The following is a 24489-nucleotide window of genomic DNA, read 5'->3' as shown; positions in this document are numbered from 1 at the left end:
GTTGGAGGAGGCGGGGGAGCGGGCCGCGACGGAGCGGCGCCATCTGGCGTACTACCGCGAACTCGCCCGCACCACCGACCCCCACCTGCGCGGCCACGGCCAGGTCGAGGCCATGGCCCGCCTCGACGCCGAGTACGGCAACCTGCGCACCGCCCTGCGCCGGGCCGTCGACGCCCGCGAGGAGGACGAGGCCCTGGTGCTCGTCCACTCCCTCCTCTGGTACTGGCAGATGCGCGACCTGCGCACCGACGCCCTGCACGGGGCGCGGGCGGCCGCCGCGCTCGGACCCGACCCGTTCGCGCCGCCCGCCGCCCCCGTCGTACCCCTGCACGAGCCGTGCACGGCCGCGCCGCCGCCGCTCTCCGACGAACAGCGCTGGGAGGCCCGGCGCGGGGTGCGGCTCGTGGAACTGCTCAACATGGACCACGACACCGGCCGCTGGACCACCCCCGAGGGCGTGCGCAGGCTCCGCGAGATGACCGCCGTCTACCGGCCGGGCCTGCCGCAGACCTGCCGCCTCCCCGGCTCCTTCGCCGTCTTCGCGGTCCTCCTCATCGGCGAGGCCGGCCGGCTGCGCGAGATCCTCGACACGACCGTCGAGGCCTGCCGCCGCCACGGCTACGAGTGGGAGCTGGCCAACGCCCTCCAGCAACGGGCCAACATGTTCGCCAACCGGGCCGACCTGGCGGCCGAGGCGAGCGCCGACGCCGACGAGAGCCTGAAGATCTTCGAACGCCTCGGGGACGCCTGGGGCGCCGCGGAGGCGCTCTCCTCGCGTGCCGAGGCCCACGAACGCCTGCTCCGCTTCGAACAGGCCGGCGAGGACTTCGCCGCCGCCATCGGCCACGCGGCGAAGATCGGCGCCCAGTCCCAGATGGCCCTGCTCCGCGCCCGCTACGCCGACATCCTCATCGAGACCGGGCGGACGGCGGAAGGGGAGGCGATCCTGCGCGAGATCCTCGCCGGCGAGCACGGGCGCGGCCACGAACCCATTCTGGGCGCCCGCCTGTTCCTCGCCCTGGCCCTCGGCCGCTCCGGGAGACTCGCGGAGGCACGGGAGCATCTGCACGCCCTGCGCGCCGAATTCGGCTCCGCGACCCTCTCCCTCTTCGAGGGCTTCACCCTCGGCTGCCTGAGCTGGCTGGACAACCTGGAAGGGCGGTACGCCTCCGCGCTCGACCTGGCCGTGGAGGCGTACGGGCGCTCCCTGGACTCCCTGTCGATGATGGTCGCCCCGCAGATGCCCGCCGTCCACGCGGTCGCCGCCGCCTGGGCACTCGCCGGCCTCGGCGGCCCGGAGACCCGGGTGGGCGCGGTGCTCCTCGGCGCCCGCGCCGGCCTGCTGCCCGAGGGCCACCGGTCGCCCTCCCTGGAGCGGGAGAACCTGGAGAAGGCTACGGACCTGTGCCGGAGCGTCCTCGGCGAGGACGACTTCACGGCCGCGTACGCCGAGGGCGACGGACTCTCCATGGAAGAGGCCGCCGCCCTGCTCGGACGCGCCGCCGACGCGATCAGAGCACGCGCCGAGTCCTGAACCCCCCGCGATCCCCCGGTGTCAGGTCTTCTTCCGGAACTTGGACACCGCGAGCGGCGCCGTGACGAGGGTGATGACCAGCGCCCAGCCGAGCGTCATCCACACCGCGTGGGCGACCGGACCGCCGTTGATCAGGTTGCGGGCGGCGTCGGCGAGGTTCGACAGCGGGTTGTAGTCCGTGAAGGTCTCCAGCCAGCCCGGCATGGAGGTCGTCGGCGCGAAGATCGACGAGCCGAACTGGAGCGGCATCAGGACCAGCATGGCCATGCCCTGGACCGCCTGGGCCGTCTTCAGGGTGAGCCCCAGCAGGATGAAGATCCACATCAGCGAGGCTCCGAAGACCATCGACAGGCCAATCGCGGCCAGCAGGTGCAGGAACGAGGTGTGGATCTCCAGGCCGAGCAGGAAGCCCATGCCGAGCAGGATCGCGGTGGCGATCAGCATCCGGCCGACCTCCACGACGATCTTGGCGATCAGGACGGAGGACCGGGCGATCGGCATCGTCCGGAACCGGTCCATGACCCCCTTCTTGAAGTCGTCGTTGATGCCGACGCCCACGGCCATCGCGATGTTCATGCCCATCATCGCCATCAGGCCCGGCGTCACGTAGTTCACGTAGACGTCGTTGTTGCCCTTGCCGGCGATGGCGCCGCCGAAGACGTACACGAACAGCAGGATGAAGATGACGGGCATCATCACGGCGTCGAACATCGACTCCGGGTCCTGCTTGATCTGGAGCGCGTTGCGCCGGGCCAGGGCCCCGATGTGGCGGAGGTTGGCCCGCAGGCCGATGCGGCCCTCGTCCTCGGCGGCGGGCCGGGCCGGAGTGCGCACCGGCGCGCCGGCGGGGGACTTGGTGACGGTGGTCGTGCTCATGCGGCGACCTCCTCGCTGATCGTGTCGGACGAGGCGGAAGCGGAGGTCCGCTGGCCCGTGATGGCCAGGAACACCTCGTCCAGGCTGGGCAGATGGGTGCCGATGTGGGCGATGCCGAAGCCGCGCGCGCCGAGCAGGGCGACGACGGCGGTCAGCTGCTGATCGGTGAGGATGGGCACGTGGAGCGCGCCCTCGTCCGGTACGACGGTGGCGCCGGCGACCCCGTCGAGCCCGGTCTCGCGGAGCGCGGCGGCCATCGCGGGCACCTGGGCCGGGTCGGCCGGCCGGATCGTCAGGGTGCGGCCGCCGACCTTCGCCTTCAGCTCGTCCACTCCGCCCTTGGCGATGACCTTGCCGCGGTCGACCACGGTCAGCTCGCTCGCGAGCTGTTCCGCCTCCTCCATGTACTGGGTGGTCAGCAGAACGGTCACGCCCTCCGCGACCATCCGCCGGACCTCGTCCCACACCTCGTTGCGGGTGCGGGGGTCGAGACCGGTGGTCGGCTCGTCCAGATACAGGACGGCGGGCCGGCCGATCATCGAGGCGGCCAGGTCGAGACGGCGCCGCATGCCGCCGGAGTAGGTCATCGCGGGCCGCTTGGCGGCGTCGGTGAGGGAGAAGCGCTCCAGCATCTCGTCGGCCCGGCGGCGGGCGTCGGCGCGCGAGAGGTCGAGCAGCCGCCCGATCATGTACAGGTTCTCCCAGCCGGACAGCTTCTCGTCGACCGAGGCGTACTGGCCGGTCAGGCCGATGGTGCGGCGCAGCTGCCGGGGCTGGCGCACCACGTCGTACCCGGCGACGGTCGCGGTCCCGGCGTCCGGGACGAGGAGGGTGGACAGACAGCGGACGAGGGTGGTCTTCCCGGCGCCGTTCGGCCCGAGGACCCCGAGGACGGTGCCCTCCCGGACGTCCAGGTCGACCCCGTCCAGGGCCTTCGTCGCGCCGAAGTGCTTCACGAGGCCCCGTACCTCGACGGCGTTGGTGTGTGATCGCGTCATGTCCCCCATGGAACAGGCACCCACCGACAGGCCCCCGACAAACGACCGACAGCGGTCCCCACGGCTCCCGACGCCGCCGACGAACGACCGACAGCGGCCCCGTGGCCTGCGAGGACCCGCCGACACGGCCGACAGCCCGCCGGCGAGGGCCGGCGGGCTGTCGGAGGGGCGGAATCAGTGGAAGGTGTGCTCCTCGGCGGGGAACGCCCCGCCGGCGACGTCCTCGGCGAAGGCGCGGGCCGCGTCCCCGAGCGTCGCGCGCAGATCGGCGTACTGCTTGGTGAACCGGGGCACCTTGCCACCGGTCAGGCCCGCCATGTCGGTCCAGACGAGGACCTGTGCGTCGGTGTCCGGACCCGCGCCGATGCCGATGGTCGGAATCTGCAGCGAGCGCGTGACCTCGGCGGCCAGCTCGGCCGGGACCAGCTCCAGGACCACCGCGAACGCGCCGGCGTCCTGGGCCGCCTTGGCGTCACGGAGCAGCTGGTGCGCGGCCTCGTCGGAGCGGCCCTGGACCCGGTACCCCATGGTGTTCACGGACTGCGGGGTGAGGCCCAGGTGGGACATGACCGGGATGCCGGCCTGCACGAGCAGCTCGGTCTGCGGCAGCGAACGCTCGCCGCCCTCCAGCTTGATCGCGCCGACACCGCTCTCCTTGACCAGCCGGGTGGCGTTGCGCAGGGCCTGCACGGGCCCTTCCTGGTACGAACCGAAGGGGAGGTCGCCGACGACGAGGGCGCGCCGGGTGCCCCGGACGACGGCGGCGGACAGGAGGGCCATCTCGTCCATCGTGACGGGCACGGTGGTGTCGTAACCGAGGTGACAGTTGCCCATGGAGTCGCCGACGAGGATCACCGGGATGCCGGCCTCGTCGAAGACGGAGGCGGTCATCGCGTCGTAGGCGGTGAGCATGGGCCACTTCTCGCCGCGGAGCTTGGCGGCGGCGATGTCGTGGACGGTGATACGGCGGGTGCCCTTCCCCCCGTACAGCGCCTTGCTGCTGTCGGCGGGCGGTTTCTGGGCAGCCTGAAGCGTCATGGTGCACGGCTCCTTGTGTCATCTCGAGGCGCCCTGACGGCGTCCCCGGACCACGTCCATGGTGGCACTAGGTCGGCCGGGCGGGAAAGTGGGCCGGAGTGGCGCTGTTCACACCCGCGACACACTGTGCCCCGCGCCGGCGGTGGGGCGGGTCCGGCGGGGCGGGGGGACGGAGGGGTACGAATGTGCGGGTTCTGTCACAGCCGCCAGGACCGCGCCACCTGCAGGAACCCCGGCGCGGGGGTGTGTCGTCCCTGGGGGAGTACGACGGTCCCGGAGATCCCCTAGGGTCGACGTCGGGTCACGGAGTACGACGCAGTAGGCAGTACGACGCCGCCGGCACGCCCGGCGGCAAGGCAGTGAGGACGGGCGATGGCGCGGGTGGACATGACGGGGACCGACGGACGCGGCGGAGGAAGCGGGCGCCCCGGCTTCCGGTCCGGCTCCGGGACCCGCTCCCGGGCCCTCCTGGACCGGCTGCGCCACGACCGCGGGATCTGGCGCCGCGGCGTCCTCCTGGCCCTCACCGCGCTCGTGCTCACCTTCCTGATGGTCTTCCACGCCGAGATCCCCAACCGGGTCGGCAACCTCGGCAGCCTCACCGAGACGTTCCTGCCCTGGATCGGCCTCTTCCTGCCGGTCCTCCTCGTCCTCGCGCTGCTGCGCCGCTCCGCGACCGCGCTGATCGCGCTGCTGCTCCCCGTGGCGGTCTGGCTGAATCTTTTCGGCGGGCTCGTCGCCGACAAGTCGGCGGGGGGCGGCGACCTGACCGTCGCGACCCACAACGTGAACGCCGACAACCCGGATCCCGAGGGCACCGCCCGCCGCCTCGCCGCCTCCGGAGCCGACGTGCTGGCCCTGGAGGAGCTGAAGGGCGACATGGTCCCCGTCTACGAGCGGGTCCTCGCCGAGGCCTACCCGCACCACTCCGTGCAGGGCACGGTCGGCCTGTGGAGCAAGCTGCCGCTGCGCGGCGCCGAGCCGGTCGACATCCACATGGGCTGGACCCGCGCCATGCGGGCCGAGGTCATGACCCCCAAGGGCGCGGTCCGGGTGTACGTCGCCCACCTCCCCTCCGTGCGGGTCAAGCTGAACGCGGGCTTCACCGCCAACCAGCGCGACACCAGCGCCAACGCCCTGGGCGAGGCCATCGCGGCCGACCGGGGCGAGCGGGTCGTCCTCCTCGGCGACCTCAACGGCACCATGAACGACCGGGCGCTCAACGCGGTCACCTCGCAGATGCGGTCCACGCAGGGCGCGGCGGGCGACGGCTTCGGCTTCAGCTGGCCGGCCTCGTTCCCGATGGCCCGGATCGACCAGATCATGGTGCGGGGCGGCGAGCCGATGGCTTCCTGGACGCTTCCGGAGACGATGAGCGACCACCTCCCGGTCGCCGCGCGCATCGGTTTCTGAACCCGAGGGGCGGTGGCACCGCTTCGGACCGGTGCCACCGGTCCGAAACCTCCCCTTCATCCCCCGGAAGCCGACGGGAACATCTCCCCTGGGAGACTTTGTTCCGTCAAAGAACTTACTTCCGGAAAGGCCCCCTCCGCTCATGCCCTTGGCCCTGCTCGCGCTCGCCGTCTCCGCCTTTGGCATCGGCACCACCGAATTCGTGATGATGGGCCTCCTGCCCAACGTCGCCGACGACCTCGGCACCTCCGTCCCCACCGCCGGCCACCTCGTCTCGGCCTACGCCCTCGGCGTGGTCGCCGGCGCCCCGCTGCTCACCGCCCTCGGCTCCCGCGTCCCGCGCAAGCGGATGCTCCTGCTCCTGATGGCGCTGTTCACCGTCGGCAACCTCGCCTCCGCCCTCGCGCCCGGCTTCGGCTGGCTCGTCGCGGGCCGGGTCCTCGCCGGGCTCCCGCACGGAGCCTTCTTCGGCGTCGGTGCCGTCGTCGCCGCCCGGCTCGTCCGCGAGGACAGGCAGGCGCGGGCGGTCGCCACGATGTTCCTCGGCCTGACCGTCGCCAACATCCTCGGCGTACCGGCCGCCACCCTCCTCGGGCAGCACCTCGGCTGGCGGGCCACCTTCCTCGTCGTCACCGTGATCGGCCTGGTCGCCCTCGCCGCGCTCGCCCGCCTCGTGCCGCACGTGCCCGTGGACGAGCAGCAGGGCCTCGGCCGCGAGCTGCGCGCCCTGCGCCGCCCGCAGGTCCTGCTGGGCCTGCTCACCGCGGTCTTCGGCTTCGCCGGGGTCTTCGCGGTCTACTCGTACCTCGCCTCGATGACGACCGAGGTCATGGGCTTCGGCGAGTCCACCGTCACGGTCGTCCTCGCCCTCTTCGGCATCGGCATGACCGGCGGGGCACTCGCCGCCGGACCGCTCACCGACCGCGCGCTGCGCCCGACGCTCTACGGCTCGCTGGCCGCCCTCGCGCTCACCCTGGTCGCCTTCCGCTTCACCGTGCACGTGCCCTGGCTGGCCCTGGCCACGGTGGTCGTCCTCGGTGCGGTCGGGTTCATGACCACCACCCCGCTCCAGATGCTGGTCATGAACAAGGCCAAGGACGCCCCGACCCTCGCCTCGGCCTCCAACCACTCCGCCTTCAACCTCGCCAACGCGGGCGGTGCCTGGGCGGGCGGCGCGGCGATCGCCTCCGGCTGGGGCTGGACCTCCCCGACCCTCGTCGGCGCGGGCCTCGCCGCCGTGGGCCTCGCGGTCGCGGTCCTCGCCGGGGTGCTCGACCGTACGCCCTCCCGGGCCGACAGCGGGTCCCGCGTGGTCACGGGAAGCCCCCTCGGCACCGCCGAGCCGGAGACGGCCGGGACCTCGTCCAGGGCCTAGGCAGGACCGTCGGGCGCCGGTGAGCCCCGGGCCCTACGCCTCCGTCCCCGACCGCGCGGTGGCCTCCTGCCAGCGGTTGGTGACCGGCAGGCGCCGGTCCTTGCCGAAGCCCTTCGCCGAGATCTTGGTGCCCGGCGGGTACTGGCGCCGCTTGTACTCGGCGGTGTCCACCATCCGCAGCGTCCGCGCGACCAGCTCCTCGTCGAAACCGGCCGCCACGATCGCGTCCTTGCCCTGGTCCCCGTCCACGTACAGGGCCAGGATCCGGTCGAGGACCCCGTAGTCCGGCAGCGAGTCCGTGTCGACCTGCCCCGGGCGCAGCTCCGCGCTCGGCGGCTTCGTGATCGAGTTCTCCGGGATCGGCGGGACCTGGCCGCGCTCCTCGGCCGCCCGGTTCCGCCAGCGCGCGAGGCGGAAGACGTCCGACTTGTACACGTCCTTGATCGGGCCGTAGGCGCCGACCGCGTCCCCGTAGAGCGTGGAGTAGCCGACGGCCAGCTCCGACTTGTTGCCGGGCGCGAGGACGAGGTGGCCCTCCTGGTTGGAGAGCGCCATCAGGGTCGTGCCGCGCAGCCGTGCCTGGAGGTTCTCCTCCGCGAGTCCGGTCAGGCCCAGCGACCCCATGAAGGCGTCGAACATCGGCTCGATCGACACGGTGCGGAAGTGCAGACCGGTGCGCCGGGCCAGCTCCGCCGCGTCCCCGCGCGAGTGCTCCGAGGAGTACGCGGACGGCATCGAGACCCCGTACACGTGCGAGGCGCCGAGCGCGTCGCAGGCGATCGCCGCCACGAGCGAGGAGTCGATGCCCCCGGAGAGGCCGACCAGCACCGAGCGGAAACCGTTCTTCGCCACGTACGCGCGCAGCCCGATGACGAGTGCCGAGTAGACCTCCTCGTCGTCGTCCAGGCGGTGCGCGTACCCGCCCGTCAGCTCCGGCTCGTACGCGGGCAGCGGCTCCCCGGCCGGCCCCGCCAGGACCACCCGGTCGATCCGCAGCCCGTCGTCCACCGTGCCCTCCGGCGCCTCCGGATCCGCCGCGGGCAGCTCCAGGTCGAGGATCACGCTCCCCTCGACGAACTGCGGGGCCCGCGCGATCACCTCGCCCGCCGCGTCCACGACGAGGGAGTCCCCGTCGAAGACCAGCTCGTCCTGCCCGCCGGTCGACGCCAGGTAGGCGGTCGTGCACCCGGCCTCCCGCGCCCGGCGACGGACCAGATCCAGCCGCGTGTCGTCCTTGTTCCGCTCGTACGGAGAGGCGTTCACCGACAGGAGCAGCCCGGCCCCCGCGCTGCGCGCCGCCGGGACCCTGCCCCCCTCCTGCCACAGGTCCTCGCAGATCGCGAGGGCCACGTCGACGCCGTGGACGCGGAGGACCGGCAGGGTGTCGCCCCGCACGAAGTAGCGGTACTCGTCGAAGACGCCGTAGTTGGGCAGGTGGTGCTTGGCGAAGCGCAGCACCACCTCGCCGCGGTGGAGCACGGCGGCGGCGTTCTCCGGCGACCCGGCGGGCCTGCCGAGCCGGGGCTCGGCCCGCTCGGAACGGTCCAGGTAGCCGACGACGACCGGCAGCTCCCCGAACCCCTCCTCCGCGAGCCGCCGGGCGAGCCCGGCGAGGGCCGCGCGGGAGGCCTCCACGAAGGAGGGGCGCAGGGCCAGGTCCTCGACGGGGTAACCGGTCAGCGCCATCTCGGGGAACGCGACGAGATGCGCGCCCTGCCCGGCGGCGTGCCGGGTCCAGTGGAGGACCGCCTCGGCGTTCCCGGCGATGTCTCCGACGGTCGAGTCGATCTGATTCAGGGCGAGGCGTAGTTGAGGCACGCGGCCAGTCTAATCGTCAATTCGACGCTATGTCCTGCGGACGGCTGTGGGGGGCTCCCCGGGGTCGGTCGGGGCCGGGGGCCTGTCGGTCCGTCCCGGTGGGTCCGGCGGACGCTTCCGCAGCCTCCGGCCCGGCACGGCTGGGGCCCACGGCTCCGGCTCCCGTACGGCTCCGGGCCTGCGCGGCTGTGAACCCCGTACGCCTTCCGCCCCGAGGGCCCCGGCTCGTGCGCGCTCCCGCCCTCGTACGGCTCCGGTGCCTCCGCCCGCCCGAGAGGCCCCCGCCCCTCCGGGCCCCGCCGCCCCTCCGTACCGTCCCCGCCCCTCCGAGGCGCCGGAGCGCGCCCGCCCGGTGTGCCGGAGCCCCGAGCGGCCCGGACACGACCGCGCGCGACGGGCCCGGCCACCACGCACCAGACCCCCGGCGACCCCGGGCTGCCGTCCGGCCCTGGCCCCGGGGGCCGGAAGGGAACCTTTCCGGGAGGCCGGACGTCTGTCCCACCATGCCCGGGAATGTCACGCGTACCGCCGCCGTCGCCCTCGCCCTCGGCGCGCTCGCGTACACCGCCTGGGCCCTCGAAGTCCTCCTGGTGACCGGTCTGGACCCCGTCCGCGGTTACGTCTCCGAGCTCGCCGCCGGGGACCAGCCCTTCGGCGGCTTCTTCCGCGCCGCCGACCGGACGGCGGGGTTCCTCGTCCTCGTGGGCGCGCTCGCCGGGCTCCTCGCCACCCTGCGGCGGCGCGCCGCCCCACCGCCCCCGCCGGGCGTCCCGTCCTGGGCCCGGCGCCCCGGCCGCGCCGCCGGGACGCCCTGGTTCGCCGCCGGCTGGGCCGCCCTCGCGGTGTTCGGCGCCGCCACCGTCGCCGACTCCTGGCTCCCGCTGAGCTGCGCGCCCACCGCCGACCCGGCGTGCGCCGCACGCGAGGCCGCCGGGTCCGTGCCCGCCACCCACGCGGCCCACGCCGTGAGCTCGGGCCTGGCCACGACCGCGGCGGTCACCGCGATGATCCTGCTGACGGCCGCCGCCCGCCGCCACGGCCGGTGGGGCACCCTCGCCCGTACCGGCGCGGCCCTCCTCGCCCTGGAACTCGCCGCCACCGCCTGGACCCTGGCCGCCGTCACCGCCTTCGAGGCCGGGGCCGGCAACTGGGCCCTCGGCCTCGCCCAGCGCCTCCAGGTCCTCCTGGTGGCCCTGTGGCTCGCCGTCCTCGCCCGCGCCCTGCACCGGGAGCGGCGGCCGTGACCTTCGTACGCCTCGGGGGAGTGGCCCACCACGTGGCCGTCGACGGCACCGGGCCGGTGTGCGTGCTCTCCGCCGGGCTGGGCATGAGCTGGTTCGACTGGGATCCGGTCGTGGAACTCCTCGCCCCGCACCGTACGGTCGTCCGCTTCGACCGCCCCGGCCACGGCCTCTCGCAGGCCGCCGCCGCGCCGCCGACGCTCGCCGGGGAGGCGGACCGGATCGCCGCGCTCCTCGACGCCCTCGGCCTGCCGGGGCCCGCCACCGCCGTCGGCCACTCGATCGCCGGCTTCCACGCCGAGGCCTTCGCCCGCCTGCACCCCGGCCGGGCCGCCGGGCTCGTCCTCCTCGACTCCTCCGTCGATGAACGCCCCCGGCCCTCCCGCTGGGCCGGCGCCGCGCGCCCGCTCGGCGCGGTCCTCGCCGCCGCCGGGCTCCCGGCCGCGCTCGGTCCCGCCGCCCGGCGCCTCGCCGTACGCCACGACCCGGCTCCGCCCGCGCTCCTGCGGCGCGTCTACCGCACCTCGCGCGTCCTGCGCGGCACCCTCCTGGAGAACGCCCGCTACGGGGCCGTCGCCGCCGAACTCCTCGCCCTGCGCGAGGCCCGTCCGCTGCCGCCCGGCCTGCCCGTCACCGTCCTCGCCGCCCCCGACGGCTCCGCCCGCTGGGAGCGGCGCCAGCGCGCGCTGGCCCGGCGGCTCGGCGCCCGCTACGAGGCGGCCGAACCGTCGGGCCATCTGGTCATGCTCGACGCCCCGGACGCGGTGGCCCGGGCGATCCTCGAAACCCCCCGGCTCCAGGAGCCCTGAGCGGGGGCGGGAGGCGGGGTCAGGAAGAGGCGGCGTACACGCTCGCGCAGAACGCCTTGATCTGGTCGTCCGAGAGCTGCCGTGCCAGATCGGCCTCGCTGATCATCCCGACGAGCCGCTTGTTCTCGATGACGGGGAGCCGGCGGATCTGGTGGCCCTGCATCTCGTCCAGGACCTCCTCCACGTCCGCGCCCGCGTCGATCCAGCGCGGGGTGCCCTTCGCCATCTCGCCGCAGGTCACCTTGGACGGATCGTGGCCCATGGCCACACAGCCCACCACGATGTCGCGGTCCGTGAGGATGCCGCAGAGGCGCTCGTTCTCGTCGGCGATGGGGAGCGCGCCCACGTTCAGGTTCCGCATCAGCTGCGCCGCGCGGTCGAGCGTCTCGTGTGCCGGGATCCACTGGGCCCCCGGGTGCATGATGTCCTTCGCCGTGGTCATGGGGTGCGTGCCTTTCGTCGAACGTCGTCGTACGTACGTCCCCGAGCCCCCTCATTGTCGGCGCGCGCCACGGCCCCCGCGACCGCAGCGGGTCACGGGGGCCGTGGCGGCTCGCACAGGCACCGGCGTGCCCGGGAGGCGCGCCGCGCGCCGGTTACGCGCCGCGCTTCCTCAGCATGTCGGCCATCAGCCTGATCTCGGACTCCTGGGCGTCGACCATGCCCTGGGCGAGGTTCCGCTCCACCTCCACCGAGCACGTCCGCACACAGCCCTCGGCCATGTGCACCCCACCCTTGTGGTGGGCGGTCATCAGCTTCAGATAGAGGATCTCCGCCTCCCGGCCGGACGCCCGCCGCAACTCCTCCAGCTGCGTCTTCGTCGCCATGCCGGGCATGTACGCCCCGTCCTTCGGGCCGCTGTCACCGTGCCCGCCCATGCCCATCCAGGCCATCGGCTCGACACCCGACTCCACCTTCGGCAGCCCCCACAGGTCGAGCCAGCCGAGCATCATGCCCCGCTGGTTCGCCTGCGTGTTGGCGATGTCGTACGCGAGGCGGCGGACCGCCTCGTCCCGGGTGCGGTCCCGGACGATGAACGACATCTCGACGGCCTGCTGATGGTGCACCGACATGTCCCGGGCGAAGCCGGCGTCGGCCGAGGCGGAGACCGGCGTGCGCGGGGCCTCCTCCTCGCCCGAGGCGACCGTCACGGCGCCCCCGGCGAAGAGGAGCGCCGCGGCCACGGCGGCGACGGAGGCCAGCTGCGTACGGTGGGGCCTCACTGGCCCATCCCCGCGCCGGCCGCCCCGTCGGCGCCCACGCCGCCGGTGCAGGCGGCGCCCGGCTCGGGCGTCTGCGGGCCCTTCACGTACTTGGTGAAGAAGGCGTCGATCCGCGGGTCGTCCGCGCCGTCCACGGTCACCTGCTTGCCCCAGGCGGACAGCATGATCGCGCCCGGCTGGTCGTCGACCGGGCTCATCAGCGTGTACGTCGTGTTGTCGACCTTCTTCTCCAGCTTCGCCACGTCGGCGGCCGGAGCCTTCTTGCTGTACGTCACCCAGACGGCGCCGTGCTCCAGCGAGTGCACGGCGTTGGTCTCCGGGATCGGCTTCTTGTAGACCTCGCCGTCGCAGTTCATCCAGACCGGGTGGTGGTCCCCGCCGACCGGCGGCTTGGTGTCGTACTTCACCGGGGTCTCGACGTGGTTGCGGCCCAGCTTCTTCGGGTCCCACGACTTCTCGGCCGCGATGGGGGCCTTCGCCGCGGCTTCCTTCGCCGCGTCCTCGTCGGCCTTCTTCTTCAGCACGACGGTCCCGAAACCGACGAGGCCGAGGACCACGACGGAGGAGATGCCGATGGTGAGGATGCGGTTGCGGCGCTCGCGGGCCTGCTCGGCGCGGCGCATCTCCTCTATTCGGGCACGGCGGTCGGCGGTGGAGCGGTTGGCGGCCATGGTGGTGTCGTCCTTCTTCGCATGTGGGGTGGTGTTGGGGGGTGGACCTATCCGGAAGACAGGTCCTAGGTCCGGAGAACCTGAAGGACGTGCAGGTCCGGCGCGCGGGGCCGGAGGCCCGAACGGCGGGCCGGTCCGTCACCGGCGGACTCGCCGGCGCGCGGCAGCCGGTCCTCCGCGTGCTGCGGCGGATCCAGCGGGGGCGCGCTCAGCACCGCCGGGCTGGGGGAGGGGAAGAGGGAGCAGTCGCCCCGGTCGTACGGACAGACGTACGCGGGAGGCTCCGGCGACACGGTGGAGACGCCCGGCACGGGCGTGACCGTCCTGACGGCGGAGTCGTGCCCGGCGTGCCCGCCCTGACCCGTGCCCGCACCGCCCAGACAGACGAACAGCGCGGCGAGGAGCGTCGCCACGGCACTCGCCAGTGCCATGGGACGCGCGTACCGGGACAGGCGTTCGAGCCGTGGGGCTCCCATGGGCGCAGATCGTAGTGGGCGCGGGCGCCGTGTGGGCCGAACGGGGTACTACTTCCGCCCCTCCTCCGTTACCTCGGTCACAGCCGAGCGGGCAGTATGGGGGTGCAACGTGCGCGAAACCATGTGGTGGGATGCTCAGGTGCCCCCGGTGTGCCCGAGACGGTGGGAGCAAGCGGCCTGACCAGCGAGGATGGGTGTGGAAATGGACAAGCAGCAGGAATTCGTGCTCCGTACGCTCGAGGAGCGCGACATCCGGTTCGTGCGCCTGTGGTTCACCGACGTGCTCGGCTTCCTGAAGTCGGTGGCCGTCGCCCCCGCCGAGCTGGAACAGGCCTTCGACGAGGGCATCGGCTTCGACGGCTCCGCGATCGAGGGCTTCGCCCGCGTCTACGAGTCCGACATGATCGCCAAGCCGGACCCGGGCACCTTCCAGATCCTGCCCTGGCGCGCCGAGGCCCCCGGCACCGCCCGCATGTTCTGCGACATCCTCATGCCCGACGGCTCGCCGTCCTTCGCCGACCCCCGCTACGTCCTCAAGCGGGCCCTCGCGAAGACCTCCGACCTGGGCTTCACCTTCTACACCCACCCCGAGATCGAGTTCTTCCTGCTGAAGGACAAGCCGCTCGACGGCACCCGGCCGACCCCGGCCGACAACTCGGGCTACTTCGACCACACGCCGCAGAACGTGGGCATGGACTTCCGCCGCCAGGCCATCACGATGCTCGAGTCGATGGGCATCTCGGTGGAGTTCTCCCACCACGAGGGCGCCCCGGGCCAGCAGGAGATCGACCTGCGCTACGCCGACGCGCTCTCCACGGCCGACAACATCATGACCTTCCGCCTCGTCATGAAGCAGGTGGCGCTGGAGCAGGGCGTGCAGGCCACGTTCATGCCGAAGCCGTTCTCCGAGTACCCGGGCTCGGGCATGCACACCCACCTCTCCCTCTTCGAGGGCGACCGCAACGCCTTCTACGAGTCGGGCGCCGAGTACCAGCTCTCCAAGGTCGGCCGCTCCTTCATCGCCGGCCTCCTCCGCCACGCCGGCGAGACCTCCGCCGTCACCAACCAGTGGGTCAACTCCTACAAGCGCATCTGGGGCGGCTCCTCCCGCACCGCGGGCTCGGGCGGCGAGGCCCCCTCGTACATCTGCTGGGGCCACAACAACCGCTCCGCCCTCATCCGCGTCCCCATGTACAAGCCGGGCAAGACGGGCTCCTCCCGCGTCGAGGTCCGCTCCATCGACTCCGGCGCCAACCCCTACCTGACCTACGCCGTCCTCCTCGCCGCCGGCCTCAAGGGCATCGAGGAGGGCTACGAACTCCCGGCGGGCGCCGACGACGACGTCTGGGCCCTCTCCGACTCCGAACGCCGCGCCATGGGCATCGAACCCCTCCCGCAGAACCTCGGCGAGGCCATCGCCCTGATGGAACGCAGCGAACTGGTCGCGGAGACCCTGGGCGAGCACGTCTTCGACTTCTTCCTCCGCAACAAGAAGCAGGAGTGGGAGGAGTACCGCTCGGAGGTCACGGCCTTCGAGCTCCGGAAGAACCTGCCGGTGCTGTAAGTGCAGTTCAGAGCAGGTAGAGCACAGAAGTGAGGCTCAGGGCCGACGGTGACGAACCGTCGGCCCTGAGCCGTGTCACTTGGCCTGGGCCGTCTCTGGGCCGTCGGGCGTCGAACCGGGGCCCTCGTAGAGCCCGTCCACGGCACGGTGAGGCCGACCGTCGCTGCTCGGCATCAGGTGCGTGTAGACCCGGAGCGTGAACCCGGGGTCGCCGAGACCGAGGTACGAGCTGAGTGCCTTGATGTTCTCACCGGCGTCGAGGAGCACGGACGCGTAAAGTGCCGCACGTGCATTCCGTGCTCGCGAGCCGCTTGGTGACGCGCACCCTCCTTGGGCTCCGGAATCACGCCGGCCTGGACGAGGGCGAGTACTGGTTCTCGTACACACGGCGGGAGCCATGGACCGTCCACGACGCCATCTCCGCAGGCGTAGGGACGCTATTACCGCCGAGAACACGGTATGAGCTCCGGTCATGAGCCCTAATGAAATGCTCATTCGCCAGAGGAGCGAGCACCTGCCGCAGCGCGGTACGGCCGATTTCAAGCTCGGCGCTCAACGTTCGCTCGGAAGGCAGCTTGTCCCCTGGCCCGAAGCGACCCGACTCGATATATTCCCGGATCGTCTCGTAGACCCTCTGTGTTTTGGGTCCCATCCTTGGTGCACTCTCCTGAGTTGTCGACTTGTGCGGACAGGAAGCTGAATCCGGTATCCGCCCGCTGGGTACCCTAATCGCCAGTTGGGAACCGGTTGACGGAGAGTGAAGATCGTACGGCGTCGGCGTCAGAGCCGTAAAATTCTTCAGTTTTCTTTTTCGACACCCATGTTTGCTTCTTCGATGAATCTAATGCACGCCTGGATTTTCTTTCCGAGAGAGCTGTTCGCGGGCGGCTTTTCTGTCCAGGCTTCGCAGACTCTCCTTGCGATCTTATTCTTGTCGGGAGACGCCTCCCTCCCGGTATTGCTTGAGAGCTTTAGCGGGTTGGTCCACTTATCGCCGTTCCATTGCAGTGGGCGCGCTTTCGGATGCACCTCAGCTACTGCAGCAGCAAGGATCTTTGGCGGCACATAATTTTCAATCGTGTACCCGTCGGTGATCCAGGCAAACCCGGGGGAGTCCGGGTTATCAAATTCGCCACAAACCCGCTTCTTGGTGTCATTGATCGGCTTGGCAGCGTAGTCCTTATCGCTGTCGATGAGGATAGCGATATGCCTATTCAGGCGTCGCAGCTTAATGAAGTCGTCAACTTCTTCATCCTGTGACGTTAGATGCCGGAGGAGCCCGCCACCGTAAAACATGATCGAATAGTGAATGCCTTCGATCAAGTCTGTGGTGCACTGCTCGATCCAATGCTTCAGATAGATTCGATCCGAGGGTCCTTCCACCCAGATGATCGCATTCGTTTGCAAGAGATCGGAAGGTTTGTACCCGAGGTCTGAGCAGATGTCGGATAGTGCGGCAGGGGTCTGGGCTGGATCTAGGAGAGTATTTTCCCCGTCATGCCAAACGTGAATTACTGAAACGTTTTTGTAGTCCAGAAGATGGGCAGAGTGAGTGGTAATTACATATTGATTAGTGGTTTCAGTTGACAGGTACTTAATAAATTTTCTCTGCAGAATGGGATGGAGGTGAACCTCTGGCTCCTCGATGCAAACCAAAGTTCCTTCAAGTACCGTGGCTGCGACGGCCAAGATGACCACTTGATGAATGCCGGTGCCGAGATTTTCGAGTGGAAGAAATCGGCCGCCGTGATGAATGTTTAGCGTGCTGGCGTCGAATTGGACTGCAAGCCGGGCAGAATCGTCATCTAGGACGTTCTTGAGGAAGCGATTAATGGCGGAAAACTTTTTGGAGTCGCTTTGGTAGGTTCCGGCACTGGGGCTTTCGAGCTTCTGGAGTCTCTTTAGGAGCCCCGCACCCTCGTGAGTTCCAGAGAGCTTCATGTCTTCAGAGGCAGGCTGAATTTGGCGGTATGCCTCAATGGTTTCCACGGGGATCGGACGTAGGGGGGTAGTTCTGCTCAGGATCCTTTCGATATTTCGGCGCCCGCTTTCCAATCCTGCGCCCTGGTTGTACTGATTGGCAATCCTTCCGGATAGGTCGGCCATATTTCCGAAATCTTCGATGAGGGGGTCGAATTGGCCTGCAGAGAATTGTCCATTCGCCTCATAGGTGAGCCAAAATATGTCGTCGCTTCCCCTTGTGAGTGATGGGTGAGTGAAGATGCGTCGGAGCGCCTTCGACTCGTGCTCGATATTCTCCTCGAGGCCTTCTAGGGCTCCTTCTATAGAGAACGCAACCGAATACCTGCAGGGGTGATCGGGGTGGTTTTGATGCTTATCAAGCAAGTCCAGCTTCACGGATGTTTTGGCGACCTGGGCGAGGAACCTCAAGAAATTGGATTTCCCTGCGTTATTTTGCCCGGCAAGGAGTGTTACCGGCCCCATTTGGCCGCTCAATTGAATATCTTCGCCGAAGCTCCGGTAACCGGAAATGCCTAGCCCCGAAATGATTGTCCGTGCCACTCGCACCCCCGGTCGTGGGTGCTATGTAATGCTGGTGAGGATGTTACTGGCATCAAGGCCGACTTATCAGCCTGAGAAGTGAAGCGCGAGCGGTGTGCGCCACACGAGCAGCGGGCTCGTGGGTGCTTCTGGTATCTGACGAACACGCCGGGCCGTCTCTGGGCCGTCTGAGGGCGGCCCATGGTCACCAGCACTCACCGACAGCCCCCGCTCCTTGGCCGCTGCTGCCTCGATTAACAGTAGGCGCCTGGGCGCCAGCGTTACGGCTCGCCACTTCCTCCGCAACAAGAAGCAGGAGTGGGAGGAGTACCGCTCGGAGGTCACGGCCTTCGAGCTGCGGAAGAACCTGCCGGTGCTGTAACCGCAGGTCAGGACAGATGGACCCTGGAACTGAGGCTGAGGGCCGACGGTCGCGAACCGTCGGCCCCCGGCCGCTTCCCCGGGCCGGGGCCGTCTTGGAGTTTCCGGCGCAGGGACGCGCCGCTACGCCGCTTCGACCTCCGCCATCAGCAGCCGCAGGGTCAGCGAGTGCTTGTCGGGCGGAAGCGCGTCGAGGGCGGCACGGGCGTATCCGACGCCGCCAGTCCGGTCACCCGAGCGGGCCAGCATGAGGCCTCGGTGCATGTCGAGGTGGGTGGCGAACCGGGGGAGCGAGGCGGGCAGTTCACGACGAGCCGCTTCCTGGGCTTCCACAGCGGTCGACTCGTCGCCCAGGCGCGCGGCCAGCAGAGAGAGGAAGACGTTCATACGCCACCACGGCACCGCGTAGTCCGAGGTCTGCTCGTACGACCCGGCGGCATCGAAGATGCGCCTTCCCTCCTCCATGAGGTCCCGGGCCGCCGCATGGTCGCCGCGAAGCACAGCCGTATGCGCCTTGCCCATGACCGCGTTCAAGAGGCCGAGCGACGGCTTGTCGCTGATCGCCATGGCCTGGTCCGCCAGAAGGTCAGCGACCCCGAGAGAGGCGCCCTCGTACCCCAGGGCGATGGCAGCGCGCCCGCGTACCCACACGCGTGTCTGGTCGTCGCCCGACCTGTCGGCTGCTTCCGCCGCGAGCCGGTACCAGTTGACGGCCCGGCTCCCGTCGTTCCCGGGGAAGGTCTTGGCGTAGAGCGTCATCAGACGCGCGCCCACGGACCAGAGCTGCGGCTGTTCGGGCTGCTGCTGCACCACGACGAGTTCGCCGGCGACCCGACGTCGGATGTCCGCCGCCCCCAGGGTCATGTACTCGGTGCCGTAGGTCGCCAGCTTCGCCTCCCAGTCGTCGGCCGCCGGTCCGCCGCGCAGCCGGGCACTGAAGCCGGCGGCCAGCAGATCCGACGCCACGAGGGGGGCTATGGCTGTGGCGGCCACGTCGGACAGGAAGGTGCGGCGCTTCATCTCGCTCTCGAGGACGGCCAGGGGTACATCGAGGACGGCGGACAGGCAGCGAAGGTAGAAATTGCCGGGTTCTACCTTCGAACGCTCCCACCGGCTGACGTACTCCCGATCGATGTTCGTGCCGAACGCCTCGTTGATCTCGCCGGCGAGTCGTCCCTGCGACCATCCTCGGGCTTTACGCAGGCTGCAGATCAGGTCCCCAACGCTCATGAGCCCATCGTGCCCTCAATGCTGCGTCCTCGTGGTCAACCTCGGTGCGTCCGAAGCAACGTGACCCTGAAGATGCCCCTGGTGAGCCCGCGTGGTCGCCGGAATGCTGAACATGTTTCACCGAGACGAGCGGAGCGACGACATGAGCGGCAAGCACGGCGGCGGTACCGGGAGCGGCCAGGGCGGGAGCCAGCAGGACGACAGCAGCAGCGGGGCCAAGCACGGAGGCGGCGGCAGCGGTGAGGGTGGCAACACCAGCGACGGCTCCGGCCCCGCGACGGGCAAGTAGGTCCCCGGTGGATGACGGCAAGAGGGAGGCGGGCCTGAAGAGGCTCGCCTCCGCCCTCCTCGAAGGGGGATCGATCGAATCCGACTGGTTGAGCGCGTTCCACGCCGTTCCGCGCGATGCGTTCCTGCCGGACCGCATCTGGCCGGGCGTCGCGGACGGCACCCGTCAGTCCCGGGTCGTCGACCGCAGCGTGGATCCCGAGGCCTGGTTCGAGGCGGCGTACTCCGACATCCCCCTGACCACCCAGTGGGACGAGGGCCGGCACACCGGGGACGATGTCGGGACCACACCGACGAGTTCCAACTCACTGCCGACCATGGTCTTCACCATGCTCAAGGACCTCGGCGTCCAGCCCGGTCACCAGGTGATGGAGATCGGCACCGGCACCGGATGGACCGCCGGCCTGCTCTCGTACACGGTGGGTCAGAACAACGTCACCACCATCGAGTACGACCCCGAGGTGGCCCACGACGCGGCGAGGAACCTGCTCGCCCTGGGGGTGCGGCCGACGCTGCTCGTCGGTGACGGGCGGCGAGGATACCCGCGGCCCCGCCCGTACGACCGGGTCATCGCCACCTGCTCGGTCGGGAGCCTGCCCTACGCCTGGGTCGAGCAGACCGCCCCCGGAGGCGTCATCGTCGCCCCGTGGGGACCGACCTACGGCGGCGAGGCGATCGTGCGTCTCGTGGTGAGGGAGAGCGGTGTCGCGTCGGGGCACTTCACCCGGAGCAGTGCCTTCATGCGGCTACGGCAGCAGCGCGCGGAGCGTCCTGGCATCGACGCCTACCTGCGGGGTGAGCGGTGGCCGGCGGGCGCCGACATGAGCAGGAGTTCGTTGTCGCCGGCCGATGTCGGGGGGTGGGTGGAGCAGTTCGTCATCGGTGTCCTGATGCCGGACACCTTCTGGCGCACCGAGCGGTACGACGACGGCTCGTACACGCTGTGGACGTACAGCCTGGACACGGAGAGCTGGGCGTCCGCGGACTTCGAGCCCGGGGCGACGACCTTCGAGGTCGCCCAGTCGGGGCCCCGACGCCTCTGGGACGAGACGGAGAGCGCCTTCCGCTGGTGGGAGGAACAAGGCCGGCCCGGCTTCGAACGCTTCGGCCTGTCGGTCTCGCGTGAGGGCGAACGTGTCTGGCTCGACGGAGCCGGCCACGTCGTGACCGCCGTCTCCGCGAGCGAGTGACCCCGGGCCGGAGCGTGGCGCGCGGCCGGCCCCCTTCCGCCCGTAAACCGGTGGCGGCCGGCCCGGGTCCGTCCCTACCGTCGTGGCATGTGCGTCTACGGCTCCTCCGACCCCATGCACTACGCGTGCGTGCCCTGCCGCGTCAGCTTCAAGCGGATCGTCCGGGGGGACGGGCACCGGTGTCCCAACTGTTCCCGGCCGATGGTGTGTGCCGGGCGGGACTTCGCGGCGCCGCGGCGCCGGGACCGGAAGGCGTGGTCCGTCGTCGGGGTGGTGCTCGGTGCGGGGCTGCGCTACGAGGGGTTCGAGGCGTGCGGGTGCGGGCGGGAGCCGAAGTTCCGGCCCCGGACGCGGGCGCAGGTGCGGGCGCGGCGGATCGCCGCCGCCCGGGACGGCGTGCCGCTCGCCGAGACGCTCGGACGGGTCGAGCCCGCGGAGCCGGGCCGGGCCGGGTGAACGGGCCCCGGGAAAAGCCGTTGTCCGGGGGGCGGCGGGCGCACAGACTGCCGGGGTGAAGATCCCCTCCGTCGCCACCGCGCGGCTCCTCCTGCATCCGATGACCGTCGACGAGGCCGAGCGGGTCGTCGCGCGCACGCCCCACGCCGAGGACGACTGGGCGGAGGGATACCCGGGGGACGGGGACGTCCGGTCGAGCACCGCGTTCCTGCGCGGGGTCGCCGAGCGCGGCGCGCCCGGGGTGTACCAGGTGTACCAGATACGGCTCCGGGACAGCGGGGCCACCGTCGGCGGGATCGGGTTCCACGGGCCGCCCGACGCGGAGGGCTTCGCCACCGTGGGGTACGGGGTCGTGCCCTCGGCGCGGGGGAAGGGGTACGCCACCGAGGCGCTGCGGGCGCTCGTCGGGGTGGCCCGGGAGGCCGGCGCCGCCGGGGTGCGGGGGGACGCCGACCTCGCCAACACGGCCTCGCACCGGGTGATGGAGGCCGCCGGGCTGCGGCCCGAGGGCGGGAGCGACACGCTCCGCCGCTTCCGCCTGGAGTTCTGAGCGACGGACCGCAGGCAGGGCCCCCTAACGCTCCGACAGCTCCGACGGGGCCTCCTGGACCACCCAGCCGTTGCCGTCCGGGTCCTCGAAGGTCATGAACGAGTTCCAGGTCTCACCCTTGCCCTCTTCCCAGCCCGTCGCCCCGACGTGCATGACGGGGGAGACCTCCACGCCGCGGCCGACGAGCTCCTCGCGCGCCGCCTCGATGTCGGTGACGCACAGCTGGAGGCCGTGCAGCGTGCCGGGGGACATCTCCTTGGCGCCCGGCATCGGGGGCATGCCCTGCAGCATCGCGATCGAACAGCGCGAGCCCGGCGGCGTCACCTGCACGATGCGCATGCCGGGGGCGACCTCGTCGTCCAGGTCGATCGTGAAACCGCACTTCTCGCCGTAGAACTCCTTGGACCGGTCGATGTCGGTGACGGGGACCGGGACGACTTCCAGCGTCCAGTTCATGCGCGCTCCTTCAGCAGGGCCCGCCGTGCGCGGGCCCGTACCACCCTCACCCACGGACCGCCCCCGCGCACGCCGAACCGCCGAACTGGCGTACGAAATGGGCTCGGACGGGCTCAGCGGACGGCGGGCGTCCAGTGCAGCCGGCCGTCGAGACCGATCGCCGCCACACCGTCCGTGCCCGCGTCCGGCGCGCCCGCGAAGAGGAACCGCTCCAGGCTCCACACCGGCCGGGTGCCCGTCCCGCCGAGCGGGGCGGTCGCCAGGAAACCGGTGCGGGAGCGCACCGCGAGCAGGCCTTCGGCGCCGCCGCTGACCGGGCCGAAGCCCGCCACGCCCCCGGCGAGTTCCGTGACCGGCGCGACGAGTCCCGTCCCGGAGAAGTCGGCCAGGCGCAGATCGCCGGAGGCCGGCTTGCGGAACCAGAGCCGTACCCCGTCGCCGCCGGGCGCGGCGCTCGCGCTCAGCGCCAGCGTCGTCGCCGGCAGCCCGGTCCGCACCGGGCCGCTCAGCGGACCGCCGGCGCGCTCGCGCGTCCAGGCCAGGACGGTGGTCGGGGTGCTCGCGAACACGTAGGCGCGGCCCCGGGCGTCCGTCGCCGCCACCGGGTCGCCGTACACGTCCCCGCCGCCCAGCGCCCGCCACGGGCCCCAGCCACCGTCGGCGCGCTGCTCGCGGACGGTCAGGCGGTGGGCGCTGTCCCGGACGAAGACGGTGGTCCGGCCGCCGGGACCCACGGTCACGGCGGGGGCGCTGATGTCCGAGGTGCCCCGCGCGTCGTCCCGCTCGGGCGTGCCCAGGGAGCGCCACGGCCCGAAGGGGCCGCCGGGCGCCGCCTGAACGGTGGTCACCACCTCGCGGCGGTACGCGGCGGGGCCGGCGCCCAGGGCGGTGCGGGTCCCGTACACGGCGATCCGGCCGCCGGGCAGGCGGATGGAGGTGACGCCGCTGTCGAGGCCGCCCCCGGGCAGCAGGACGGGGCCCCGCCAGGAGCCGCCGCCGGCCGGCTTCCGCCAGGTCGCCAGCCGCCCGTCCAGAACGGAGAAGGCGTACAGGCCGCCGTCGGCGCCGCGCTGCACCCAGGAGGTGGAGGTGCCGCGCGCGTACCGGACGGTCTGCGCCCAGCCGCGCCCGGCGGGCCTGGCGGCGACCTTCAGGTCGCCGCAGCCCGCGAGGTCGGCGCAGTCGTTGACCTCGTCCAGCCAGGCGTACGTCTTGAGGGTGCGCAGCTTGGCGTCGGCGGTCTCGGGGTCCAGGGTGTGCGGCAGGGTGCTGGTCGGATAACCGAGGTAGTTCTGCACGCCGACGCGGGCGTGCCCGGGGGTGTCCGCGTAGCGGGCGAGCGCGGCCTGCGCGAAGCGCGCCCCGTACAGGTGGTCCTGGTGGTCCCGCAGCCGCCCGGTCTCCGGGTACGTGCCGGGGGTCGGGTCCTGCATGCGGACGAAGGTGGGCCGGAAGCGGTCGAGGATGCCGGCGATCGTGGCGACGACCTGTTCCTTCGTGTACGAGAAGTCGGCGCGGACCGGGGTGCCGGAGGAGCGCTGGGAGGCGAGCACGCCGACGCGCCCGTGCCAGAGGCCGTTGAGGCTGTGCGGCCGGTCGTCGCTGATCGAGCCGGCCTCGCGCAGCTGCAGCCACACGAGCTTGACCTGCGGCTTCGCCCGGAGGGTGTCGAGTTCGGCCGCCCCGCCGCCGGCCGTGGGTATCGCCTCGCGGTCCCAGGCGCTGGTGCGGTCGCCGGTGGCCATCTCGGCGTACGCGGCGCGTATGCCGTTCTGGCGGGCCTCGGCGTAGCGGGCCTTGTCGGGTTCGGTCGCGGCGGCGTCGGCGGGGCGCGCGTTGACGCCGTCGGACTCGCCGGCGGTGAGGTAGACGGAGGTCAGCGGGTTCCCGGAGCGCAGGGACTGGGAGATGTCCGGGTTCATGAAGAAGAGGTCGTCGTCGGGGTGTGCGACGACCTGCACCACGGAGGCCGGCGCCCGTCCGGCGGGAGCGGCCGGCGCGGCGGCGGACGGCGCCGCCGGGGCCGGGGACGCGGTGGCCGGTGCGGGGGAGGCGGGGCGGGCCGCCGGCGGCTTCGTCCCGGCCGGCCGTGGTGCGGCCCCCGCCGGCCCGGCCGTGGTCGCCGTCACCGACAGCAGCCCGGCGAAGGCGCCGCCGACCAGGGTGGTCGCGACCACCGGCCGGAGGAGCCGGCGGCGGGACGGGCGGGCGGGACGGCGGAGGCGGACGGGCATCGGTGGAGGCGCGCTTTCGGTGGGGACGACGGGGAGGAGGGGCCCGTCCCGCGCACACGGAACCGGCCCCGCACTCAAGACGGACTTTCAAGAAGTACGGTGCATCCGGTCTGAAAATCGCATGATGTGCGAGATGTCACGTGTGATCTGCTTCGATCCGAAGGCG

The 24489-nt window shown here is 71.4% G+C and carries 22 protein-coding genes and 3 pseudogenes; 11 read left to right on the top strand and 14 right to left on the bottom strand.

Annotated elements, in window-relative coordinates; genetic code table 11:
• Positions 1 to 1534: pseudogene (locus ABTY40_RS22805) on the top strand (AfsR family transcriptional regulator); the annotation flags it as partial.
• Between the two features lie 21 nt (positions 1535 to 1555).
• On the opposite strand, the gene ABTY40_RS22800 reads toward ABTY40_RS22805, so the two are convergent.
• The 3 genes from ABTY40_RS22800 to panB all read right to left on the bottom strand — a co-directional run bounded on the left by ABTY40_RS22800 (position 1556) and on the right by panB (position 4446).
• Positions 1556 to 2410, bottom strand: a complete 855-nt coding sequence (locus tag ABTY40_RS22800; RefSeq protein WP_352061214.1) for an ABC transporter permease — start codon at positions 2408 to 2410, stop codon at positions 1556 to 1558.
• Positions 2407 to 3408 carry an ATP-binding cassette domain-containing protein gene (locus ABTY40_RS22795; RefSeq protein ID WP_352061213.1) on the bottom strand — a complete coding sequence of 334 codons (1002 nt, stop codon included), beginning with the start codon at positions 3406 to 3408 and terminating at the stop codon, positions 2407 to 2409. The genes ABTY40_RS22800 and ABTY40_RS22795 overlap by 4 nt, the downstream gene beginning before the upstream one ends.
• 174 nt (positions 3409 to 3582) lie before the next feature.
• Positions 3583 to 4446 (bottom strand): 3-methyl-2-oxobutanoate hydroxymethyltransferase, encoded by an 864-nt coding sequence (panB, locus tag ABTY40_RS22790; protein ID WP_352061212.1) that lies wholly within the window; start codon positions 4444 to 4446, stop codon positions 3583 to 3585.
• Between the two features lie 372 nt (positions 4447 to 4818).
• Here panB and ABTY40_RS22785 point away from each other — a divergent pair, with 372 nt between their 5' ends.
• On the top strand, positions 4819 to 5859 hold the full coding sequence (locus tag ABTY40_RS22785) for an endonuclease/exonuclease/phosphatase family protein (RefSeq protein WP_502990640.1): 1041 nt from the start codon (positions 4819 to 4821) through the stop codon (positions 5857 to 5859).
• A gap of 142 nt (positions 5860 to 6001) precedes the next feature.
• Positions 6002 to 7234: an MFS transporter gene (locus tag ABTY40_RS22780; RefSeq protein ID WP_352061210.1), complete on the top strand. Its 1233-nt coding sequence runs from the start codon at positions 6002 to 6004 to the stop codon at positions 7232 to 7234.
• Between the two features lie 33 nt (positions 7235 to 7267).
• Here ABTY40_RS22780 and ABTY40_RS22775 read toward each other — a convergent pair whose 3' ends face one another.
• Complete coding sequence (locus ABTY40_RS22775; protein ID WP_352061209.1) at positions 7268 to 9052, bottom strand: NAD+ synthase; 1785 nt, start codon at positions 9050 to 9052, stop codon at positions 7268 to 7270.
• Positions 9053 to 9555: 503 nt separating this feature from the next.
• Between ABTY40_RS22775 and ABTY40_RS22770 the strand changes: the two genes are divergently transcribed.
• Together ABTY40_RS22770 and ABTY40_RS22765 are read left to right on the top strand one after the other, a co-directional pair.
• Positions 9556 to 10296, top strand: a complete 741-nt coding sequence (locus ABTY40_RS22770) for a DUF998 domain-containing protein (RefSeq protein ID WP_352061208.1) — start codon at positions 9556 to 9558, stop codon at positions 10294 to 10296.
• On the top strand, positions 10293 to 11102 hold the full coding sequence (locus ABTY40_RS22765) for an alpha/beta fold hydrolase (RefSeq protein WP_352061207.1): 810 nt from the start codon (positions 10293 to 10295) through the stop codon (positions 11100 to 11102). The genes ABTY40_RS22770 and ABTY40_RS22765 overlap by 4 nt, the downstream gene beginning before the upstream one ends.
• Before the next feature lie 19 nt (positions 11103 to 11121).
• Here the strand turns inward: ABTY40_RS22765 and ABTY40_RS22760 are convergent, their stop codons facing one another.
• From ABTY40_RS22760 to ABTY40_RS22745, 4 genes are all read right to left on the bottom strand, one after another.
• Positions 11122 to 11544: a CBS domain-containing protein gene (locus ABTY40_RS22760; protein ID WP_345285913.1), complete on the bottom strand. Its 423-nt coding sequence runs from the start codon at positions 11542 to 11544 to the stop codon at positions 11122 to 11124.
• Positions 11545 to 11698: 154 nt separating this feature from the next.
• Positions 11699 to 12325: a DUF305 domain-containing protein gene (locus ABTY40_RS22755; protein WP_352061206.1), complete on the bottom strand. Its 627-nt coding sequence runs from the start codon at positions 12323 to 12325 to the stop codon at positions 11699 to 11701.
• On the bottom strand, positions 12322 to 12996 hold the full coding sequence (locus tag ABTY40_RS22750; protein ID WP_345285909.1) for a thioredoxin-like domain-containing protein: 675 nt from the start codon (positions 12994 to 12996) through the stop codon (positions 12322 to 12324). The genes ABTY40_RS22755 and ABTY40_RS22750 overlap by 4 nt, the downstream gene beginning before the upstream one ends.
• A gap of 65 nt (positions 12997 to 13061) precedes the next feature.
• Positions 13062 to 13472: a hypothetical protein gene (locus ABTY40_RS22745; protein ID WP_345285907.1), complete on the bottom strand. Its 411-nt coding sequence runs from the start codon at positions 13470 to 13472 to the stop codon at positions 13062 to 13064.
• 202 nt (positions 13473 to 13674) lie between these two features.
• Here ABTY40_RS22745 and glnA2 point away from each other — a divergent pair, with 202 nt between their 5' ends.
• Positions 13675 to 15036: a gamma-glutamylpolyamine synthetase GlnA2 gene (glnA2, locus tag ABTY40_RS22740; RefSeq protein WP_345285905.1), complete on the top strand. Its 1362-nt coding sequence runs from the start codon at positions 13675 to 13677 to the stop codon at positions 15034 to 15036.
• 75 nt (positions 15037 to 15111) lie between these two features.
• On the opposite strand, the pseudogene ABTY40_RS22735 reads toward glnA2, so the two are convergent.
• The 3 genes and pseudogenes from ABTY40_RS22735 to ABTY40_RS22725 form a co-directional block, all read right to left on the bottom strand.
• A pseudogene (locus ABTY40_RS22735) lies at positions 15112 to 15401 on the bottom strand (site-specific integrase); the annotation flags it as partial.
• Positions 15380 to 15688: a winged helix-turn-helix domain-containing protein gene (locus ABTY40_RS22730; protein ID WP_352061205.1), complete on the bottom strand. Its 309-nt coding sequence runs from the start codon at positions 15686 to 15688 to the stop codon at positions 15380 to 15382. The pseudogene ABTY40_RS22735 and the gene ABTY40_RS22730, both read right to left, overlap by 22 nt.
• A 146-nt stretch (positions 15689 to 15834) precedes the next feature.
• Complete coding sequence (locus tag ABTY40_RS22725) at positions 15835 to 17559, bottom strand: ATP-dependent nuclease (RefSeq protein WP_352061204.1); 1725 nt, start codon at positions 17557 to 17559, stop codon at positions 15835 to 15837.
• A 274-nt stretch (positions 17560 to 17833) separates the two neighbouring features.
• Here ABTY40_RS22725 and ABTY40_RS22720 point away from each other — a divergent pair.
• A pseudogene (locus ABTY40_RS22720) lies at positions 17834 to 17920 on the top strand (glutamine synthetase); the annotation flags it as partial.
• A gap of 122 nt (positions 17921 to 18042) precedes the next feature.
• Here the strand turns inward: ABTY40_RS22720 and ABTY40_RS22715 are convergent.
• Entirely contained in the window at positions 18043 to 19149 is a 1107-nt protein-coding gene (locus tag ABTY40_RS22715; RefSeq protein WP_352061203.1) for a helix-turn-helix domain-containing protein, read from the bottom strand.
• A gap of 112 nt (positions 19150 to 19261) precedes the next feature.
• On the opposite strand from ABTY40_RS22715, the gene ABTY40_RS22710 reads away from it, so the two are divergent.
• The 4 genes from ABTY40_RS22710 (at position 19262) to ABTY40_RS22695 (ending at position 21633) form a co-directional block, all read left to right on the top strand.
• Complete coding sequence (locus tag ABTY40_RS22710; RefSeq protein ID WP_352061202.1) at positions 19262 to 19438, top strand: hypothetical protein; 177 nt, start codon at positions 19262 to 19264, stop codon at positions 19436 to 19438.
• 7 nt (positions 19439 to 19445) lie between these two features.
• The gene (locus ABTY40_RS22705; RefSeq protein WP_352061201.1) at positions 19446 to 20627 is read left to right on the top strand and encodes a methyltransferase domain-containing protein; all 1182 of its coding nucleotides are present in this window, start codon (positions 19446 to 19448) and stop codon (positions 20625 to 20627) included.
• An 87-nt stretch (positions 20628 to 20714) separates the two neighbouring features.
• Positions 20715 to 21083 (top strand): hypothetical protein, encoded by a 369-nt coding sequence (locus ABTY40_RS22700; RefSeq protein WP_352061200.1) that lies wholly within the window; start codon positions 20715 to 20717, stop codon positions 21081 to 21083.
• A gap of 55 nt (positions 21084 to 21138) precedes the next feature.
• A complete protein-coding gene (locus tag ABTY40_RS22695; RefSeq protein ID WP_352061199.1) occupies positions 21139 to 21633 on the top strand; it encodes a GNAT family N-acetyltransferase in 495 nt (164 codons plus the stop codon).
• A 24-nt stretch (positions 21634 to 21657) separates the two neighbouring features.
• Here the strand turns inward: ABTY40_RS22695 and ABTY40_RS22690 are convergent, their stop codons facing one another.
• A complete protein-coding gene (locus ABTY40_RS22690; RefSeq protein ID WP_352061198.1) occupies positions 21658 to 22089 on the bottom strand; it encodes a VOC family protein in 432 nt (143 codons plus the stop codon).
• Positions 22090 to 22202: 113 nt separating this feature from the next.
• Positions 22203 to 24323, bottom strand: a complete 2121-nt coding sequence (locus tag ABTY40_RS22685) for a PIG-L family deacetylase (protein WP_352061197.1) — start codon at positions 24321 to 24323, stop codon at positions 22203 to 22205.
• Between the last annotated feature and the right edge of the window lie 166 nt (positions 24324 to 24489).

Origin of the sequence: Streptomyces sp. NPDC126503 (assembly GCF_040302405.1) — a bacterium.
Taxonomy (GTDB): domain Bacteria; phylum Actinomycetota; class Actinomycetes; order Streptomycetales; family Streptomycetaceae; genus Streptomyces; species Streptomyces gulbargensis.
Note: the sequence above shows the minus strand (reverse complement) of the source record. Positions and strands in the feature narration are given on the sequence as shown.

Coding starts and splice junctions, on each gene's coding strand:
- ABTY40_RS22700 (WP_352061200.1), top strand. CDS start 20,715: ATGTGCGTCTACGGCTCCTCCGACCCCATGCACTACGCGTGCGTGCCC.
- ABTY40_RS22730 (WP_352061205.1), bottom strand. CDS start 15,688: ATGGGACCCAAAACACAGAGGGTCTACGAGACGATCCGGGAATATATC.
- ABTY40_RS22750 (WP_345285909.1), bottom strand. CDS start 12,996: ATGGCCGCCAACCGCTCCACCGCCGACCGCCGTGCCCGAATAGAGGAG.
- ABTY40_RS22800 (WP_352061214.1), bottom strand. CDS start 2,410: ATGAGCACGACCACCGTCACCAAGTCCCCCGCCGGCGCGCCGGTGCGC.
- ABTY40_RS22795 (WP_352061213.1), bottom strand. CDS start 3,408: ATGACGCGATCACACACCAACGCCGTCGAGGTACGGGGCCTCGTGAAG.
- ABTY40_RS22780 (WP_352061210.1), top strand. CDS start 6,002: ATGCCCTTGGCCCTGCTCGCGCTCGCCGTCTCCGCCTTTGGCATCGGC.
- ABTY40_RS22785 (WP_502990640.1), top strand. CDS start 4,819: ATGGCGCGGGTGGACATGACGGGGACCGACGGACGCGGCGGAGGAAGC.
- ABTY40_RS22710 (WP_352061202.1), top strand. CDS start 19,262: ATGTTTCACCGAGACGAGCGGAGCGACGACATGAGCGGCAAGCACGGC.
- glnA2 (WP_345285905.1), top strand. CDS start 13,675: ATGGACAAGCAGCAGGAATTCGTGCTCCGTACGCTCGAGGAGCGCGAC.
- ABTY40_RS22745 (WP_345285907.1), bottom strand. CDS start 13,472: ATGGGAGCCCCACGGCTCGAACGCCTGTCCCGGTACGCGCGTCCCATG.
- ABTY40_RS22690 (WP_352061198.1), bottom strand. CDS start 22,089: ATGAACTGGACGCTGGAAGTCGTCCCGGTCCCCGTCACCGACATCGAC.
- ABTY40_RS22715 (WP_352061203.1), bottom strand. CDS start 19,149: ATGAGCGTTGGGGACCTGATCTGCAGCCTGCGTAAAGCCCGAGGATGG.
- ABTY40_RS22760 (WP_345285913.1), bottom strand. CDS start 11,544: ATGACCACGGCGAAGGACATCATGCACCCGGGGGCCCAGTGGATCCCG.
- ABTY40_RS22770 (WP_352061208.1), top strand. CDS start 9,556: ATGCCCGGGAATGTCACGCGTACCGCCGCCGTCGCCCTCGCCCTCGGC.
- panB (WP_352061212.1), bottom strand. CDS start 4,446: ATGACGCTTCAGGCTGCCCAGAAACCGCCCGCCGACAGCAGCAAGGCG.
- ABTY40_RS22685 (WP_352061197.1), bottom strand. CDS start 24,323: ATGCCCGTCCGCCTCCGCCGTCCCGCCCGCCCGTCCCGCCGCCGGCTC.